This window comes from Bacillus sp. UNC437CL72CviS29, assembly GCF_000482345.1.
In the GTDB taxonomy this organism is placed as follows: Bacteria; Bacillota; Bacilli; order Bacillales; family Bacillaceae_G; genus Bacillus_A; species Bacillus_A arachidis.
The window spans coordinates 1-13,374 of sequence record NZ_AXVB01000015.1 but is presented as its reverse complement, the minus strand read 5'-3'; the positions used below and the strand labels follow the sequence as shown (position 1 = coordinate 13,374).

Annotated in this window: 16 protein-coding genes, 1 riboswitch and 1 other annotated feature; of the genes, 8 read left to right on the top strand and 8 right to left on the bottom strand. The window is 34.7% G+C overall.

Features of this window, described 5'->3' with window-relative positions:
- Positions 1-145: 145 nt before the first annotated feature.
- The gene (locus tag M014_RS0113980; RefSeq protein WP_026592308.1) at positions 146-1,258 is read right to left on the bottom strand and encodes an RNA-guided endonuclease TnpB family protein; all 1,113 of its coding nucleotides are present in this window, start codon (positions 1,256-1,258) and stop codon (positions 146-148) included.
- An 11-nt stretch (positions 1,259-1,269) separates the two neighbouring features.
- On the bottom strand, positions 1,270-1,668 hold the full coding sequence (gene tnpA, locus M014_RS0113975) for an IS200/IS605 family transposase (protein WP_026592307.1): 399 nt from the start codon (positions 1,666-1,668) through the stop codon (positions 1,270-1,272).
- Positions 1,669-1,871: 203 nt separating this feature from the next.
- Here tnpA and M014_RS0113970 point away from each other — a divergent pair, with 203 nt between their 5' ends.
- On the top strand, positions 1,872-2,411 hold the full coding sequence (locus M014_RS0113970; protein ID WP_026592306.1) for a kinase: 540 nt from the start codon (positions 1,872-1,874) through the stop codon (positions 2,409-2,411).
- 125 nt (positions 2,412-2,536) lie between these two features.
- Here M014_RS0113970 and M014_RS0113965 read toward each other — a convergent pair whose 3' ends face one another.
- Both M014_RS0113965 and M014_RS0113960 read right to left on the bottom strand, forming a co-directional pair.
- Positions 2,537-3,559 (bottom strand): tyrosine-protein phosphatase, encoded by a 1,023-nt coding sequence (locus M014_RS0113965; RefSeq protein ID WP_026592305.1) that lies wholly within the window; start codon positions 3,557-3,559, stop codon positions 2,537-2,539.
- 127 nt (positions 3,560-3,686) lie between these two features.
- Positions 3,687-4,520 carry a hypothetical protein gene (locus M014_RS0113960; protein WP_026592304.1) on the bottom strand — a complete coding sequence of 278 codons (834 nt, stop codon included), beginning with the start codon at positions 4,518-4,520 and terminating at the stop codon, positions 3,687-3,689.
- Between the two features lie 127 nt (positions 4,521-4,647).
- On the opposite strand from M014_RS0113960, the gene M014_RS0113955 reads away from it, so the two are divergent.
- The 6 genes from M014_RS0113955 (at position 4,648) to M014_RS29650 (ending at position 8,793) form a co-directional block, all read left to right on the top strand.
- Positions 4,648-5,487, top strand: coding sequence for a DUF2785 domain-containing protein (locus M014_RS0113955; protein ID WP_026592303.1), 840 nt, complete (start codon positions 4,648-4,650; stop codon positions 5,485-5,487).
- Positions 5,488-5,506: 19 nt separating this feature from the next.
- On the top strand, positions 5,507-5,716 hold the full coding sequence (locus M014_RS29655) for a hypothetical protein (RefSeq protein WP_026592302.1): 210 nt from the start codon (positions 5,507-5,509) through the stop codon (positions 5,714-5,716).
- Positions 5,683-6,150 (top strand): NUDIX hydrolase, encoded by a 468-nt coding sequence (locus tag M014_RS0113945; RefSeq protein WP_026592301.1) that lies wholly within the window; start codon positions 5,683-5,685, stop codon positions 6,148-6,150. The genes M014_RS29655 and M014_RS0113945 overlap by 34 nt, the downstream gene beginning before the upstream one ends.
- A 111-nt stretch (positions 6,151-6,261) precedes the next feature.
- Positions 6,262-6,472: a binding site (T-box leader), on the bottom strand.
- A gap of 136 nt (positions 6,473-6,608) precedes the next feature.
- The gene (locus M014_RS0113940) at positions 6,609-7,763 is read left to right on the top strand and encodes a 1-deoxy-D-xylulose-5-phosphate reductoisomerase (protein WP_026592300.1); all 1,155 of its coding nucleotides are present in this window, start codon (positions 6,609-6,611) and stop codon (positions 7,761-7,763) included.
- 142 nt (positions 7,764-7,905) lie between these two features.
- Complete coding sequence (locus M014_RS0113935; protein WP_026592299.1) at positions 7,906-8,367, top strand: GNAT family N-acetyltransferase; 462 nt, start codon at positions 7,906-7,908, stop codon at positions 8,365-8,367.
- Between the two features lie 38 nt (positions 8,368-8,405).
- A riboswitch (cyclic di-AMP (ydaO/yuaA leader) is annotated at positions 8,406-8,547 on the top strand.
- Between the two features lie 102 nt (positions 8,548-8,649).
- Positions 8,650-8,793 carry a hypothetical protein gene (locus tag M014_RS29650; protein ID WP_090690615.1) on the top strand — a complete coding sequence of 48 codons (144 nt, stop codon included), beginning with the start codon at positions 8,650-8,652 and terminating at the stop codon, positions 8,791-8,793.
- A gap of 419 nt (positions 8,794-9,212) precedes the next feature.
- Here M014_RS29650 and M014_RS0113920 read toward each other — a convergent pair whose 3' ends face one another.
- A complete protein-coding gene (locus tag M014_RS0113920) occupies positions 9,213-9,968 on the bottom strand; it encodes a class I SAM-dependent methyltransferase (RefSeq protein WP_026592298.1) in 756 nt (251 codons plus the stop codon).
- A gap of 108 nt (positions 9,969-10,076) precedes the next feature.
- Positions 10,077-10,631, bottom strand: coding sequence for a CGNR zinc finger domain-containing protein (locus tag M014_RS0113915; RefSeq protein ID WP_026592297.1), 555 nt, complete (start codon positions 10,629-10,631; stop codon positions 10,077-10,079).
- A 107-nt stretch (positions 10,632-10,738) separates the two neighbouring features.
- On the opposite strand from M014_RS0113915, the gene M014_RS0113910 reads away from it, so the two are divergent.
- Positions 10,739-11,923, top strand: coding sequence for an MDR family MFS transporter (locus M014_RS0113910; RefSeq protein WP_026592296.1), 1,185 nt, complete (start codon positions 10,739-10,741; stop codon positions 11,921-11,923).
- Positions 11,924-12,047: 124 nt separating this feature from the next.
- Here the strand turns inward: M014_RS0113910 and M014_RS0113905 are convergent, their stop codons facing one another.
- Positions 12,048-12,920: a YitT family protein gene (locus M014_RS0113905; protein ID WP_026592295.1), complete on the bottom strand. Its 873-nt coding sequence runs from the start codon at positions 12,918-12,920 to the stop codon at positions 12,048-12,050.
- 231 nt (positions 12,921-13,151) lie between these two features.
- Positions 13,152-13,374, bottom strand: a 223-nt coding sequence (locus M014_RS26905; RefSeq protein WP_035415089.1) for an IS3 family transposase, incomplete at its 5' end; no start/stop codon positions are given.

Genomic DNA, 13,374 nt, shown 5'->3' with positions numbered 1-13,374 from the left:
AGGTCTGGTGAACTACCCGCCACTTAACGCTCTTACGAGCTGTTTGAAGTGGGGGCTTCTCGTTTAGTCGTTACTTTTATTAGCTAACGAATTAGTCGTAAGACCGCGAGCTATCTCCCATGTTCCATAGGTTCTTTAATACGATTTATGGTAATGCTAACAAACGTTCAGCTTCATTTTTGATATTGATTGCAGAATTATAATCTCTATCTATTGACGCACCACAATCACAAACATACACTCGTTCAGATAGTGCTACATCCTTTACGTTTCCACAACTACTACATGTCTTTGTAGAAGGAAACCATTTATTAATTTTCACAAGCTGTTTCCCCTGTTCTTGTAACTTATAGGCTAAAAAAATCGTGAACATCCCCCACCCATTATCAGTAACACTTTTTCCAAAGCTAAGTGCTCGTGACATTCCTTTCATGTTCAAGTCTTCAATTGCTACAACATCAAAGTTGTTAACTAATTCTTTTGATTTATGATGAAGGAAGTTCTTACGTTGATTTGCTACCTTTTCATGTAATCTAGCTACAAGAATACGTTGCCTATTCCAACGCTCTGAGCCTTTTGTACGCCTTGACAATACTCGTTGTGCCTTTGCTAATTTTTCTAATACTTGACGGTAGAAGCGAGGATAATTGGCTTTCTCATTCTCACTACTAACATATAATTCTGACATAGAAAAGTCTAACCCAATAACAGTTATCACTTCTTTTGGCACGATTTCTTTTTCATACTCAGTCAAGATAGACACATAGTATTTTCCAGTGGATGTCATGGAAACCGTGCAAGATTTAATCACATGGTCTGGGGGGATTTCTCTATGTTGTTTCATCTTTACAAGCTTCAACTTCGGTAATTTGATATGACCATTAAGCAACATAAGATTTCCGTTAACCATATTCGTTGTATAAGATTTTCTATCCTTTTTACTTTTGAACGTGGGGAAGCCATTTTGACCACTAAAGAAATTTTTATAAGCAGTTTGCAAGTTTAATTGAGCATTCGCTAATGCTAATGAATCCACTTCTTTCAACCATTCAAACTCCCCCTTGTACTTTGCAGGAGTAGGGAATTTTTGTTTCTTTAGTTCTTCTTTATTCCCTTTGTGCTCCTCATACACTTCTTTTCGTTCAGCCAACATCTTATTGTATACAAATCGCACACATCCAAAAGTTTTACGTATAAGATGTGCTTGTTGTTCTGTTGGATACAAACGAAATTTGTACGCTTTATTATGTATTGTCATATCATTTCACCTCACTTTTCCCCTTGCTTTTCGATATACTTCTTTACTACTTCTATTGGTGAATCCCCAGTAGTGAGTAAGCAAAAACTTCTTGACCAAAACATCTCTTTCCAAAGTTTCTTTTTCACTTGTGGAAAGTCTCTCTTGATTAGTCGAGAACTGGCATTTTTATACGCATTGATGAACTTTGTAATTTCTGTATTTGGATGCGATTTGAATAAAATATGAACATGGTCATTGTCATGATTCCACTCAACTAAAGTTATGTTATAGCGTTCTGAAATCCTGATAAACATATCTTTTGCATAGTTAGACATATCATCATCAAATACATTTCTTCTATATTTCACAACTAATATAAGATGATAATAAAGCGAGAATACTGAATAATTATTACTATCTAACTCCATTTATATACCAACCTTTATGCTTTATAAGACTGATTATATCAGAGTGAAAATAAAAATAATAGCAAGTACTTTTCGGCTAACGCCGAACCGAAATCCCTCTCCCACCTACCGCTTTGCTATCGCCCTTCACACGCTTGAGGAAGGAGAATTCTTTCGGATAAAGTGTTAAAATTTACTTAACTATTCGTTTTAAGGAGGTTCGTATGAAAACAACGTTAGTAATTATTCGTGGAAACTCAGGTTCAGGAAAAAGCACAGTAGCCCGGCAACTACAATTACTCCTAGAAGGCACTTTATTAGTTCCACAAGATGTAGTTCGCAGAGATATGCTTCGTGTGAAAGATACTGTCGGGAACTTGTCTGTTGAACTCATCAAACAAACCGCACTGTACGGTATCGGTAAAGTGAACTATGTAATTGTAGAAGGTATTCTAAGCACTCATAAGTACAAAACTATGCTTACAGAACTAATTGATACATTTGAAGAAAGTTATATCTATTACTATGACATTTCTCTCAAAGAAACAATAACTCGGCATAAAACCAAACCCAACGCTGATGATTTTGGCGAAGCTGAACTAACAGCTTGGTACACTGATAAGGACTTTCTAGACTCACCAAACGAGAAAATCATTTCCGAAACCATGTCAGTAGAAGAAACCGTTAAAATGATCATCTCTGATATTCGGGTTGTTTCTAAAGCATCAGAAGGCATTTTCACTAATACACTGAAAAAGCGGTGACAAAAGTATGGTTGCTGGAATAATCCACTACTTTACACTCTATGACAGCAACCCTGTCACTAGGCCTATTTTGATGACCTTTTAAAGCTGATGTAACAGGATTTCCTACCAAAACTAATTACAGTTTACTTCTCTTCTAGTAACAATGTTTTCATATTTTCTAATTGTTCTTTTGAAAAACCAAGTCCTTTTTCAGCATACATTTCAACACTGCCAAACTTACGCGCAATCTCATCAATTGCTGCCTGTAAATAATCAGCACGAGCTTCAAACATAGCTCCTAATATTTCTTTACTTTCCTCATTTTGTAGCTTCGCGCCTAAAAATTCCATCATTTTTTGATTTAACTTTTCACGGAATCCATTACTTAATAAATAGTCTTGCATTACCGTTTCTTCTGAGACACCAAGAAGAAGTAATAATAGTGCCGAACCAAATCCAGTTCGATCTTTCCCAGCAGTACAATGGTTAACTAGTGGTAAATTTTCTTGATCTTGAGCAAGCTGTAGAAAACCAATAAATGCTTCATTACCTTCTACAAAGCCCTTATTCATTTTCACTAAATATTCACCTGGTTTTCCAAGCATTGATAAATCTCCCACTTGGAAAAATTCATTAATATTTAAATCTTTTGCTATATCTTGCATGACCGGTAAACAAACTTGACGAACACCAGCAATGCTCGGATTTGGTTTATGCGTCACTTCAAAATCTGTTCGATAATCACAGATTAGTTTTAAACTAGACTGTTGTAAATAAGCAATATCCGATTCTGTTAACCCTGCTAATTCTTCGGAACGATATAATTTCCCCCACTTTACTTTGCGACCGTCACTTGTATCATAGCCACCTAAATCACGGAAATTAAACGCTCCTTGTAATGGTAAACGGCGCTCAGCTACGGTAACTGTTTGTCCATTACTTGCTACTAACCGGAAATACGGGCGCATGTTTGGACTCGGATCTGCTATTGTACATGAAGCTGCTCCAGTGACATGCAATAACAATTGTCCATTTTCCTCAATATGTTCTGATGAAGTACTCCAATAAATAGTCACTTCTCCTACTCCATCTTCCCATTCAATATGTAAGGTATTCTCTAGATTCCGTTCTACACTTGCTTGTAACCAATCTTTTTGTTGTTCCATATTGTCACCAATTCTTTCTTTATATAATCCGTTATATGAAGTAATAATCTATTATATTATATTGTATTGCAAATATAATAGCTCTGTTCTGACTATATTTATGACATTCCCTTGCCTTTCTTTAAGATTAAGAAAAGATTTCTTTTACTTTTATGAGTGTTGTAGATGGAATACCACGAAATACGTATGCAATCTGCTCGTCACCTAAATTTTGATATACAACTGTACCACGCTGAGGATGGGAGTAGAATTCTAATCCATTGATCATTTTCATTCGGCTATAATTTTGAATCCACGACAATACTGGATAATAATTGTGCTGTGAATGACGACACGCCCAAAGAGCATATAGTTGTTCCTTTACATCCCAGTATACATATTGTATTTCATCATCCCCAAAACCAACTGATTCGAGTTCCCATTCATCTGGGGTTGTAATTGGTAAAGAGTCAAATTGCACTTCATTTGGTAAATGCCACTTACTACATCTACTTATTTCACCACAAATTTGTGCTCTTGCCTGAAAACTTAATTGGTGAAATGGTTTATTTACTTGTTTTTTTGCTTTCTCTAATTCTAATGGTTGTAAACCTTCCAAGAACTTTTCCATTTCTTGTTGCTCTATAAAGCCTTCATCAATTGAAATTTCAATCTGCGTTTTCCATTTAGAAATGACATAACTAACTTTACCTTTATAATTCACACCTCTCCAATATACGAGAGCATTATACTGAAAACATTCACCTTGTGCTTGATACATACAACTATCCGGAAATGTCGGCTCCATTATATCAAGAAAAAATTCTTTTACGCGAAACACTCCTGTTGGTGTAAAAACTTGAAACCAAAGTGTTTCCCATTTCTCTCCTTCACTCCGCTCCGATACATTTTTAATATGCCACCCATCAAATAATACGACTGGGTATAGCGCAACCATATGTTCCAGTTTTTGTTTTAGCATAATAAACTCCCTCCTTATTAACTACTTCGGGAGAAGTTATTCTTTATCCTTGCACGAGCAGGATTGTCTTCGAATATATAGAATACTAGGAAACGATGCATTACGAAAGCATAGAGGAGGAACAGCTTTGGATATCATTACACTGCAACAACAGTTGGAACTCATTCAGCTAAATGACTATATACAGATGCAGAGTATCGACCTTGATGAGTTAAGTTCCCATATGATTCAAAACATCGGAACCACTGATAGCTACGTCCGTGATCAATTAATATATAAATGTTTTGCACATTTTATTCAAAATGAATTCCTATCCCATGATCAATTGGAGACTTTATTAACAACCTGTCTAAGTAACGATTACTTATACAAAGACATTACCTCTCCAAATACAGATGGAGTTTTCACACGTTCTTATACCACTTTATTAATTGGTTTAATTATACAGTTCGATAATTCTCATTCATTTTTATTACAAGAAACAGTGCAAGAAGTAAAAGAAAAGCTCATTACGTATATGAATCTCGAAATAGATTACCGTGGATGTGTACAAGATAAAGGCTGGGCTCATAGCATTGCCCATGCATCTGATGCCTTTAACGAACTCGTACACAGTTCACATATTACCTGTTCTTGCTATGAAGAGATTGCTCATTGTATATTAAATAAAATTTTCATTTATTCTACTGTATATCATAATAATGAAGATGAAAGAATTGTAACTCCCCTCCTATCTATGCTTTATTATGACTTTCCAAGAGATCAACTTTTTTCGATTATCTATAAAAAAATAAAACGGTTACCACAATTCAAAGTCAGACTTTCTTGTCATGAATACTTCATATTATGTGCAAATATAAAAACTTTTTTACGCACCTTGTTTTTCAGAACAAAAATAGATTCGAACCTTACTTCTGTAGCCAATCAAGCCGAAAAAATGTTGAGGGAATTACCGAAATATTGTTAATGATACAGGAGCATACATAATGTACATGCAATCTATACAAAAGCCATCAAATCTCATCATTAGGATTGTCAAATCAAAACGATTACTTGCTACATACCAAGCAAGAAGAGAACATTCTGCACCTATTTTGAAAAAACTTGGCTTTACAGAATATGAAACGTATTTACAATTCGCAAAAAATCTAAATTTAAAAAAATGGGATACATTGAAGACATGCGAAAACTCGTAGGGAATCATCCGCTTATCATAACTGGTTCACACGTTATGATTTTAAATGAACAACATGAAATCTTGCTTCAACTTCGCACCGATTTTAAGATGTGGGGCATTGTTGGTGGAACTCTTGAATATGGAGAAACATTAGAAGAAGCTGCCAAAAGAGAAGTGTATGAGGAAACCGGACTTATTATAAAAGATTTAGAACTCTTTCATACTTTTTCGGGACCTGAATTATTTCAAACATATCCAAACGGCGATCAAGTATATGGTGTCATGGTTGTTTATCTTTGCCGAAATTATGAAGGTGATTTACAATGTGCTCCTAACGAGTCAAAAGAATTGCGTTTCTTTCCATTGCATACACTACCACATAATATAGGCACTGTACCAAAAATGATTATTGAGCAATTTCAACAATCATTTGCAATAAAAACAAGTAAATAGTTGCCAAAAGACGTTCCTAAATGCAGGTAACCAGTTGGCTTAATTCCTGTTAACATTATTTCTTCACATTCTGACTCCTCCTTTCCAAAATGAAAAGAGCCCCTCGTCCTAGAAAAGGACGAGGGGCTCCCGCGGTACCACCTTTATTAGCTACAATTATAGCTCACTTGATGCTTCTTTAACGTGAAGCGAATCGCCCTAGCTTACTTATTTCAGCCAGAAGCTCCAGAGTCCATTACATATTCATCCCTTACTGATTTCCACCAAATATCGGCTCTCTGTGAAGTTCTAAATATGTACTCTTCTCTATCATTGTTTTTGTTTATTTTTTACATTTCACTACATTTATTTTTCTGATAAACATAAATATTCTGTTTTACGCAGCAGGACTTTCACTTTTTTTATCTAATTATATATAGGTTTGCGGAAAATGATTCTACAACTTTGGAGGAATTATCATGGTAAAATATATTTCGATTCTTGGTTCAACTGGTTCAATTGGTACGTCTGCATTAGATGTAGTCGCTGCACATCCTGAACACTTTAAAATTATTGGTTTAACAGCAAATCACAATATTGATATTCTTGAGAAACAAATACATACATTCCATCCTCGTATTGTTAGCGTGGGTACAAAAGAATTAGCAGATACACTTCGCAAACGAATTTCTGCTGATACGAAAATTACTTATGGAGAAGACGGATTAATTGAAGTTGCAACTTATCCTGATTCTAATCTTGTATTAACTTCCGTTGTCGGTGTCTCTGGACTGCTTCCAACTATTGAAGCATTAAAAGCAAAAAAAGATATTGCCATTGCTAACAAAGAAACATTAGTTGCAGCTGGGCATATCGTGACAGAGTTAGCTAAACAAAATAACTGCCGTTTAATCCCCGTAGATAGTGAACACTCTGCTATTTTTCAATGTTCAAATGGTGAGAATAACAAAGAAATCGAAAAACTAATTGTTACAGCTTCCGGCGGTGCATTTCGAGATAAAACACGTAATGAGATGGAAACTTTACAAGCTAAAGATGCTTTAAAGCACCCAAATTGGTTGATGGGAGCAAAACTAACAATTGATTCCGCTACATTAATGAACAAAGGCTTCGAAGTCATGGAAGCACGTTGGTTATTTGATATTCCTTATGAAAAAATTGATGTTTTAATTCATAAAGAAAGTATTATTCATTCTTTAGTTGAATTTATAGATGGATCTATGATGGCACAGCTCGGTGCTCCTGACATGAGGATGCCTATTCAATATGCGTTCCATTATCCAACTAGATTACCGTCCTCTTATAAAAAGTTAAATTTATTAGAAGTCGGTAGCTTACATTTTGAAAAACCAGATTTAAAGAAATTTCCTTGTCTACATTATGCCTACGAATCTGGAAAGATTGGCGGAACCGCACCTGCAGTCTTAAATGCCGCGAATGAAATTGCAAATGCGCTATATTTACAAAATGAAATTTCATTCTTTGATATAGAAAAAACAATTTATTCTACACTTGAAGCTCATCATAATATCATAAACCCATCTTTAGAGGCTGTACTAGAAGCCGATCGTTGGGCTCGTGAATATGCAAACGAATTATTAATTAGAAAATGAAAAAAAGAGCTAAAACAGACACATTCTGCTTTAGCTCTCCTCTTTACGTGTTCAATTTAATACATCTATAGCAATGCGTAACAAATACTTTTAAGATCACTAAGGTAATAGATTACTAACTGTTAAAATGGGAGGTTTATTCATGATTAATCAATTACTTATCACTTCTTTTGATGTGGCTTCAGCTATTTTAGCAATTCAAATTCCTGCATATGAAATTGAAGCAACGTACATAAACAGCACGGCAATCCCACGTTTATACGATACTGTAGAAGATATCCAAAATTGTAACGAAACATTTTATGGATACACCTTAGAAAATAAACTAATAGGATTTATTTCTTTCGTAAATGAAGGGACAATTATTGATATCCATCGTCTAGTTATATCACCTGACTATTTTCATAGAGGAATCGCAACAAAGTTACTCCTTCATTTATTTAGCATATGCTCTGAAACAAGTAAATACATTGTACAAACAGGGAAAGCAAACATCCCTGCGCTTTCTTTATATAAAAAACACGGATTCATTGAAATAACAGATATTGTTTTACCTGACGGACTCGTTCTTACGAAATTAGAAAAATCAGAAAAACCTAAATAATTTGACTTTATTTGTGAGTTATGTTATTTTATTTTTTATAAAACCTTTTGCTGAATCCAATTTTTGGATCGGGGGAACCATCTATGTAGCCGATGCTACTTGGGGCGAATCTTTTTTAAGTAGGGATACTCTCACTTCCCGAGTCCGACAGCTAACCTCGTAAGCGTAATGGGAGAGAGAGGGTGCTTTTTACTTATGTTACACAGTATCCCTCCTTAGCTATAAAGTTTGTGGTATCGATATCATTAGAAACCTATATTTATAGCAAAGGAGACTTGTACAATGTTACGTTTATCAGATCATGAGATGAAAATGATGGAACAGCGTATGCGATTAGAGCAGCAACGTACGTATCAAGCAAACAAAGTTGTGGATAGTTTACATCACAAATATTTTTTTCAACATATTTTCCAGCCGAAAAGATGAAGTAAAATTCTTACGCATATAAGATGATTTATACGTACAGTATAACTAAACATGAAAAAAGCTTTGCTACTACAGCAAAGCTTTTTTCTGTTACTTTTTCCTTCCTAACATTAAAAGTAATTCTTCATTAATTTACTTATCCAATGTGGAGCATGAGTATTCTCTCTCACATCGAATTGCGCAAAACAGCCTTTTTTTCATCAAAATCATTTAACTCACTAGGTTTTCTAATCCATGATTTGTTGTTCTCTTCCTTAAAATCATTCATTAAAAAAATAATAGTGGCATGAGAGTATTCTTCAAGGCCTATCAATCCTTCAACATACCCTGAATATATCAGAATATTAGAGATAATCCCCTACCAATTATCACCCTATGAATATTACACATTATTTACACTTTCATTTTTATACGATAGCTTATTTTCTTGCTTTCACAATTAAAGTTGTTGGTAACGCTCTCGCTTTATATAACGAATAATATTTCACAGACGGTTCAACTGCTTGTTCCTCAAAATCACTTGATGGTTCACCTTCAACTATTTTTTCAATTGTAAATCCTACCTTAATAAGCTCATTTATGTATGTACTCAATTTTCTTTTATATAATACAGCTTGTACATCTTCCCCTTTAAATGTTTCAAATGTAATAGGTACCTCTTCATGATATGAAGATTCCAAAACAATTTCAGGCGTTCCATACTTCAAGTTTGAATAAATCGGATGCTCCCAACTCAAAACAAAGCTTCCTCCTTTTTTTAAATAAGAATAAATAAGCTGCAATGTTTTTGGTAAATCAGATGTCCATCCTAGCGCATAAATGGAATATACAATATCAAAATGTTCTTTCGGAATATCTGTTTCATCCTCCATCGCAGCACATATCAAGTGTGGATTCCACTCTATTAATGTCTGCTTCGCTGTATCAATTTGTATTGTAGAAAGATCAACGCCCCATAATTCTTTTGCTCCATGCTTCGCCATGTACTCCAAAGAATGTCCGCTGCCGCACCCTATATCAAGAACCTTTTTATGCTTTATCGTATCAAACAAATGAATTTCATCTTCAGAAGCAGTATACGGCCCGTATCTTGGCAAAGAATCTACCTGAAAAAAGTAAGGCGCTACTATATCCCAGCACTTTTTATTGAGCTCTAACATTTTTGCTTGTTCCATTTGTCAAATCCCCCCTCTATTATAGTCACCGTACATTCATACAAATTCTTCTTTCTTAGTACTCGTTACTTTGCACGAAATCCCATTAGCTAACTTCTGTCTATATATTTAAGCATTATAGCTAGATCTTCCTTTTCTCTTCGCCCGATAATTTTTCACTTTCGCGATTGTACCACAAGCTCTCCCCTCTTTACTCCCCGCATACATTCCGCACCAACGCTTACTTCCATTACGAGAATGATCATAAAAGACCCAGCGGCAATCTGGACATGCCTTTAATCGTTTCCACTTTCCCTGCTCAATATCAATCAGAATAATTTGCAATATGGTTGTATAAATATTTCGTTCTCCTATTGGTTCATATGTGACAGAATCCATGTTTTCTGTCACACACACGCGAAATAGATATTTTTCAAACCACTGTTGTAGTGCTCCTTTCCCCTCAACTGCGAAACGAATTTCATCTCGAAATCGTTTCAGTTCATCAACTGTACCAAAAGATAATTCTTCATTAAAATGGATCCTCATAAATTGAAGTACATCATCTATAGTATGAAGCCCGTCTACGCACATTCTTGAATCATTCGGAATTCTCCATGTATTTAAAAAGTCCCTTACGGTTTCTAATTGTCCTGGCGCCTCTTGACCATGTTTCAAATTCATTCACCATCTTTCTAAATTTTACTTTTTTCTGACTTTATGTATAATTATAGTATAAAACAGTTAACCATTAAAACTTTTTAATGGTTACATTATTGAAAGGAGTCTCTATGAAAAACTTTTCTATACCAATACGCGTTATACTTATTTCATCATTTTTCATGGCGTTTGGATACTTTGCTGTATATGCATTTCTCGCCATCTATTTATCGAGTTTTTTAAACTTTTCTGGCATACAAGTAGGAACCATTTTAACCATTATGACGATTACTTCACGAGTTATTCCTTTATTTTCTGGTATCATCGCCGATAAAGTAGGCTACATGATTATGATGATATCTGGTTTACTATTAAGAGGCATTGGCTTTATTTGTTTAGGAATATTTTCAGAGTTTCATACTATTTCAATTTCCGCCTCCCTGATTGGATTTGGAACTGCATTTTACGAACCAGCTGCTCGTGCTGTATTCGGCTCACAGCCAGCTAACATCCGAAAAGATTTATTTACATACTTAAACCTCGCTTTTAACAGCGGCGCAATTATCGGTCCAATTGCTGGTAGCCTATTACTCGTATGGAACCCTTTGTATCCATTTATCCTTACTGGATTTCTCATGTTATTATTTGCTATCATTTTTTATCTTCTTAGATCCCACTTCCAAGTTTCTACTGAAAATGTACAGCTCTTATCTGGATTAAAAGCCGTTTTTGAAAATAAGCATTTTCTGTTATTCTCATTTATCATGATTTTCTTTTACATTATGTTTACTCAGCTTACTGTCGCGCTCCCGCTTTATATGACCAATATCAGTCATAGCGTAAAGTTAGGTGGACTTGTCATTACAGTAAATGCAATTACAGGCGTTTTGTTTATGATTGTATTTCGAAAAATATTTCACAAATACAATACACTTTCAATTGTAAAATGCGGTGTGCTATTTATGGGGCTTTCCTTTTTACTTATTCCTTTGTTTCCACATCCTTATTGGCTGTTTGGCTGTGTCATTTTATTTACAATTGGCGAAACACTTGTATTACCTAATGCTGACATTACAATTGCAAATTATAGTAATGAATCCTATACGGCCACATATTTCGGGGCTTATCAGCTCTCACTCGCTATTGGATTTATTATTGGAAACTACACAGGAACATGGTTTACATCACAGTTACAAGGAATGTATACGCCTTGGCTGATTTTTGGCACAATGGGGGTTACAGGTTTTATTTCGCTTCATATTTTGAAAAATATGGAACAAAAACAAGAAAAAGAAATGATTCATACAGGATTGTAATCATATATAACGTCAAAAAAGCACCGTCCAATCTATTATTGAACGGTGCTTTTCATAAAATAATTATAATTTTTTCATCCCGCATTAACAGGCAGAAAACGAAAATGTGTTTTTTGCGAAATCATTAATGAATATCATGTTTTTTGAAATTGCCGCCCTTCACTTCTGCTACGTCATATACCGTAACAAAGGCACTTTCATCAATTTCATGAATGATTTCTTTTATTTTACTTTCTTCTAAACGGTTAATAACACAAGTAATTTCTTTAAATTGTTCCTTTGAATAACCGCCGTACACTTCATTATACGTTGCACTTCGACCTAAGCGGTCTCGAATTGTTTCTACCATTAAATCAGGTTCCTTTGTGATAATTTTAAATGTTTTAGAACCACTTAAACCTACTTCAACGATATGAATTACTTTAGAAGCAATAAAGTAAGCAATTGCTGAAAGGATAGCCCCTTGCAGACCAAATACCGTTGAAACAACAATAAAGACAAACATGTTTAAAAATAAGATGAGGTCACTTGTCCCAAAAGGTAACTTTCGAGAAAGTAATACAGCTAACATATCGATTCCATCTAATGCGCCACCATTACGCAATGCTAACCCCATACCAAAACCGATGATAATCCCCCCAACAACGGTAATTAACAATGTATCACCGTGAATAATAGTTGGTATGTCGTGCATAAGAACCGTACCGATTGCTAGTGAAGCAATACCGATAACCGAATAAATAGCGAAATTTTTACCAATTTGCTTATACCCTAACCAAACAAAAGGAATATTAATGACTGCAATTAGAATTCCTAATGGTAATCCAAATAGTTCTGAGCTTACGATACTTAAACCCGTCACACCACCATCTGATACATTGTTTGGAATTAATACCGATTCTAGTCCATATGCTGTTATAAACGCCCCTATAATAATCGCTAATACTCGTAAAACGATCTTTAGTTTATTGGGCTTGTGCTTTTTGATTTTACTCATATCATTTCCTCGTTTCAAACTTTTTTCTATTTTCATTACTACACATGTTTAATTTGCCAGACTCACTCCTAATAACTATTTTAACACATTACCACCATAATATTAATGGTTAAACAGCTTTATTATTAATTAACAAAATTGTTATAAAATTAGTATATTATTTCCCCCTAAAAATGAAAGCCCCATGTAATTCTGAAGTGAACCCTGAAAATGGGACACACATCAAAACACCTAAACTACCTGTCCCTTATATTCTTTAGGGGGTAGGTAGTTTAATTTTTCCTGAATTCGCACACAATTGTAGTAATGAATGTATTCTAACACAGTCTTTCGCACAGTTGTGTTGGATACTTTTGTTAGATTTTGTGAGTAGAAAGCTTCACTTTTCAAATGTCCGAAGAAGCTTTCCATGACGGCATTATCATGGCAGTTTCCTTTCCGAGACATGCTTGTG

Bases quoted from the DNA above. Each gene is read 5' to 3' on its own strand.
- tnpA (WP_026592307.1), bottom strand. From the start codon at position 1,668: ATGGAGTTAGATAGTAATAATTATTCAGTATTCTCGCTTTATTATCAT.
- M014_RS0113965 (WP_026592305.1), bottom strand. From the start codon at position 3,559: ATGGAACAACAAAAAGATTGGTTACAAGCAAGTGTAGAACGGAATCTA.
- M014_RS0113970 (WP_026592306.1), top strand. From the start codon at position 1,872: ATGAAAACAACGTTAGTAATTATTCGTGGAAACTCAGGTTCAGGAAAA.
- M014_RS0113915 (WP_026592297.1), bottom strand. From the start codon at position 10,631: ATGAATTTGAAACATGGTCAAGAGGCGCCAGGACAATTAGAAACCGTA.
- M014_RS0113905 (WP_026592295.1), bottom strand. From the start codon at position 12,920: ATGAGTAAAATCAAAAAGCACAAGCCCAATAAACTAAAGATCGTTTTA.
- M014_RS0113940 (WP_026592300.1), top strand. From the start codon at position 6,609: ATGGTAAAATATATTTCGATTCTTGGTTCAACTGGTTCAATTGGTACG.
- M014_RS0113935 (WP_026592299.1), top strand. From the start codon at position 7,906: ATGATTAATCAATTACTTATCACTTCTTTTGATGTGGCTTCAGCTATT.
- M014_RS0113920 (WP_026592298.1), bottom strand. From the start codon at position 9,968: ATGGAACAAGCAAAAATGTTAGAGCTCAATAAAAAGTGCTGGGATATA.
- M014_RS0113945 (WP_026592301.1), top strand. From the start codon at position 5,683: ATGGGATACATTGAAGACATGCGAAAACTCGTAGGGAATCATCCGCTT.
- M014_RS0113960 (WP_026592304.1), bottom strand. From the start codon at position 4,520: ATGCTAAAACAAAAACTGGAACATATGGTTGCGCTATACCCAGTCGTA.
- M014_RS29650 (WP_090690615.1), top strand. From the start codon at position 8,650: ATGTTACGTTTATCAGATCATGAGATGAAAATGATGGAACAGCGTATG.
- M014_RS0113910 (WP_026592296.1), top strand. From the start codon at position 10,739: ATGAAAAACTTTTCTATACCAATACGCGTTATACTTATTTCATCATTT.
- M014_RS0113980 (WP_026592308.1), bottom strand. From the start codon at position 1,258: ATGACAATACATAATAAAGCGTACAAATTTCGTTTGTATCCAACAGAA.
- M014_RS29655 (WP_026592302.1), top strand. From the start codon at position 5,507: ATGTACATGCAATCTATACAAAAGCCATCAAATCTCATCATTAGGATT.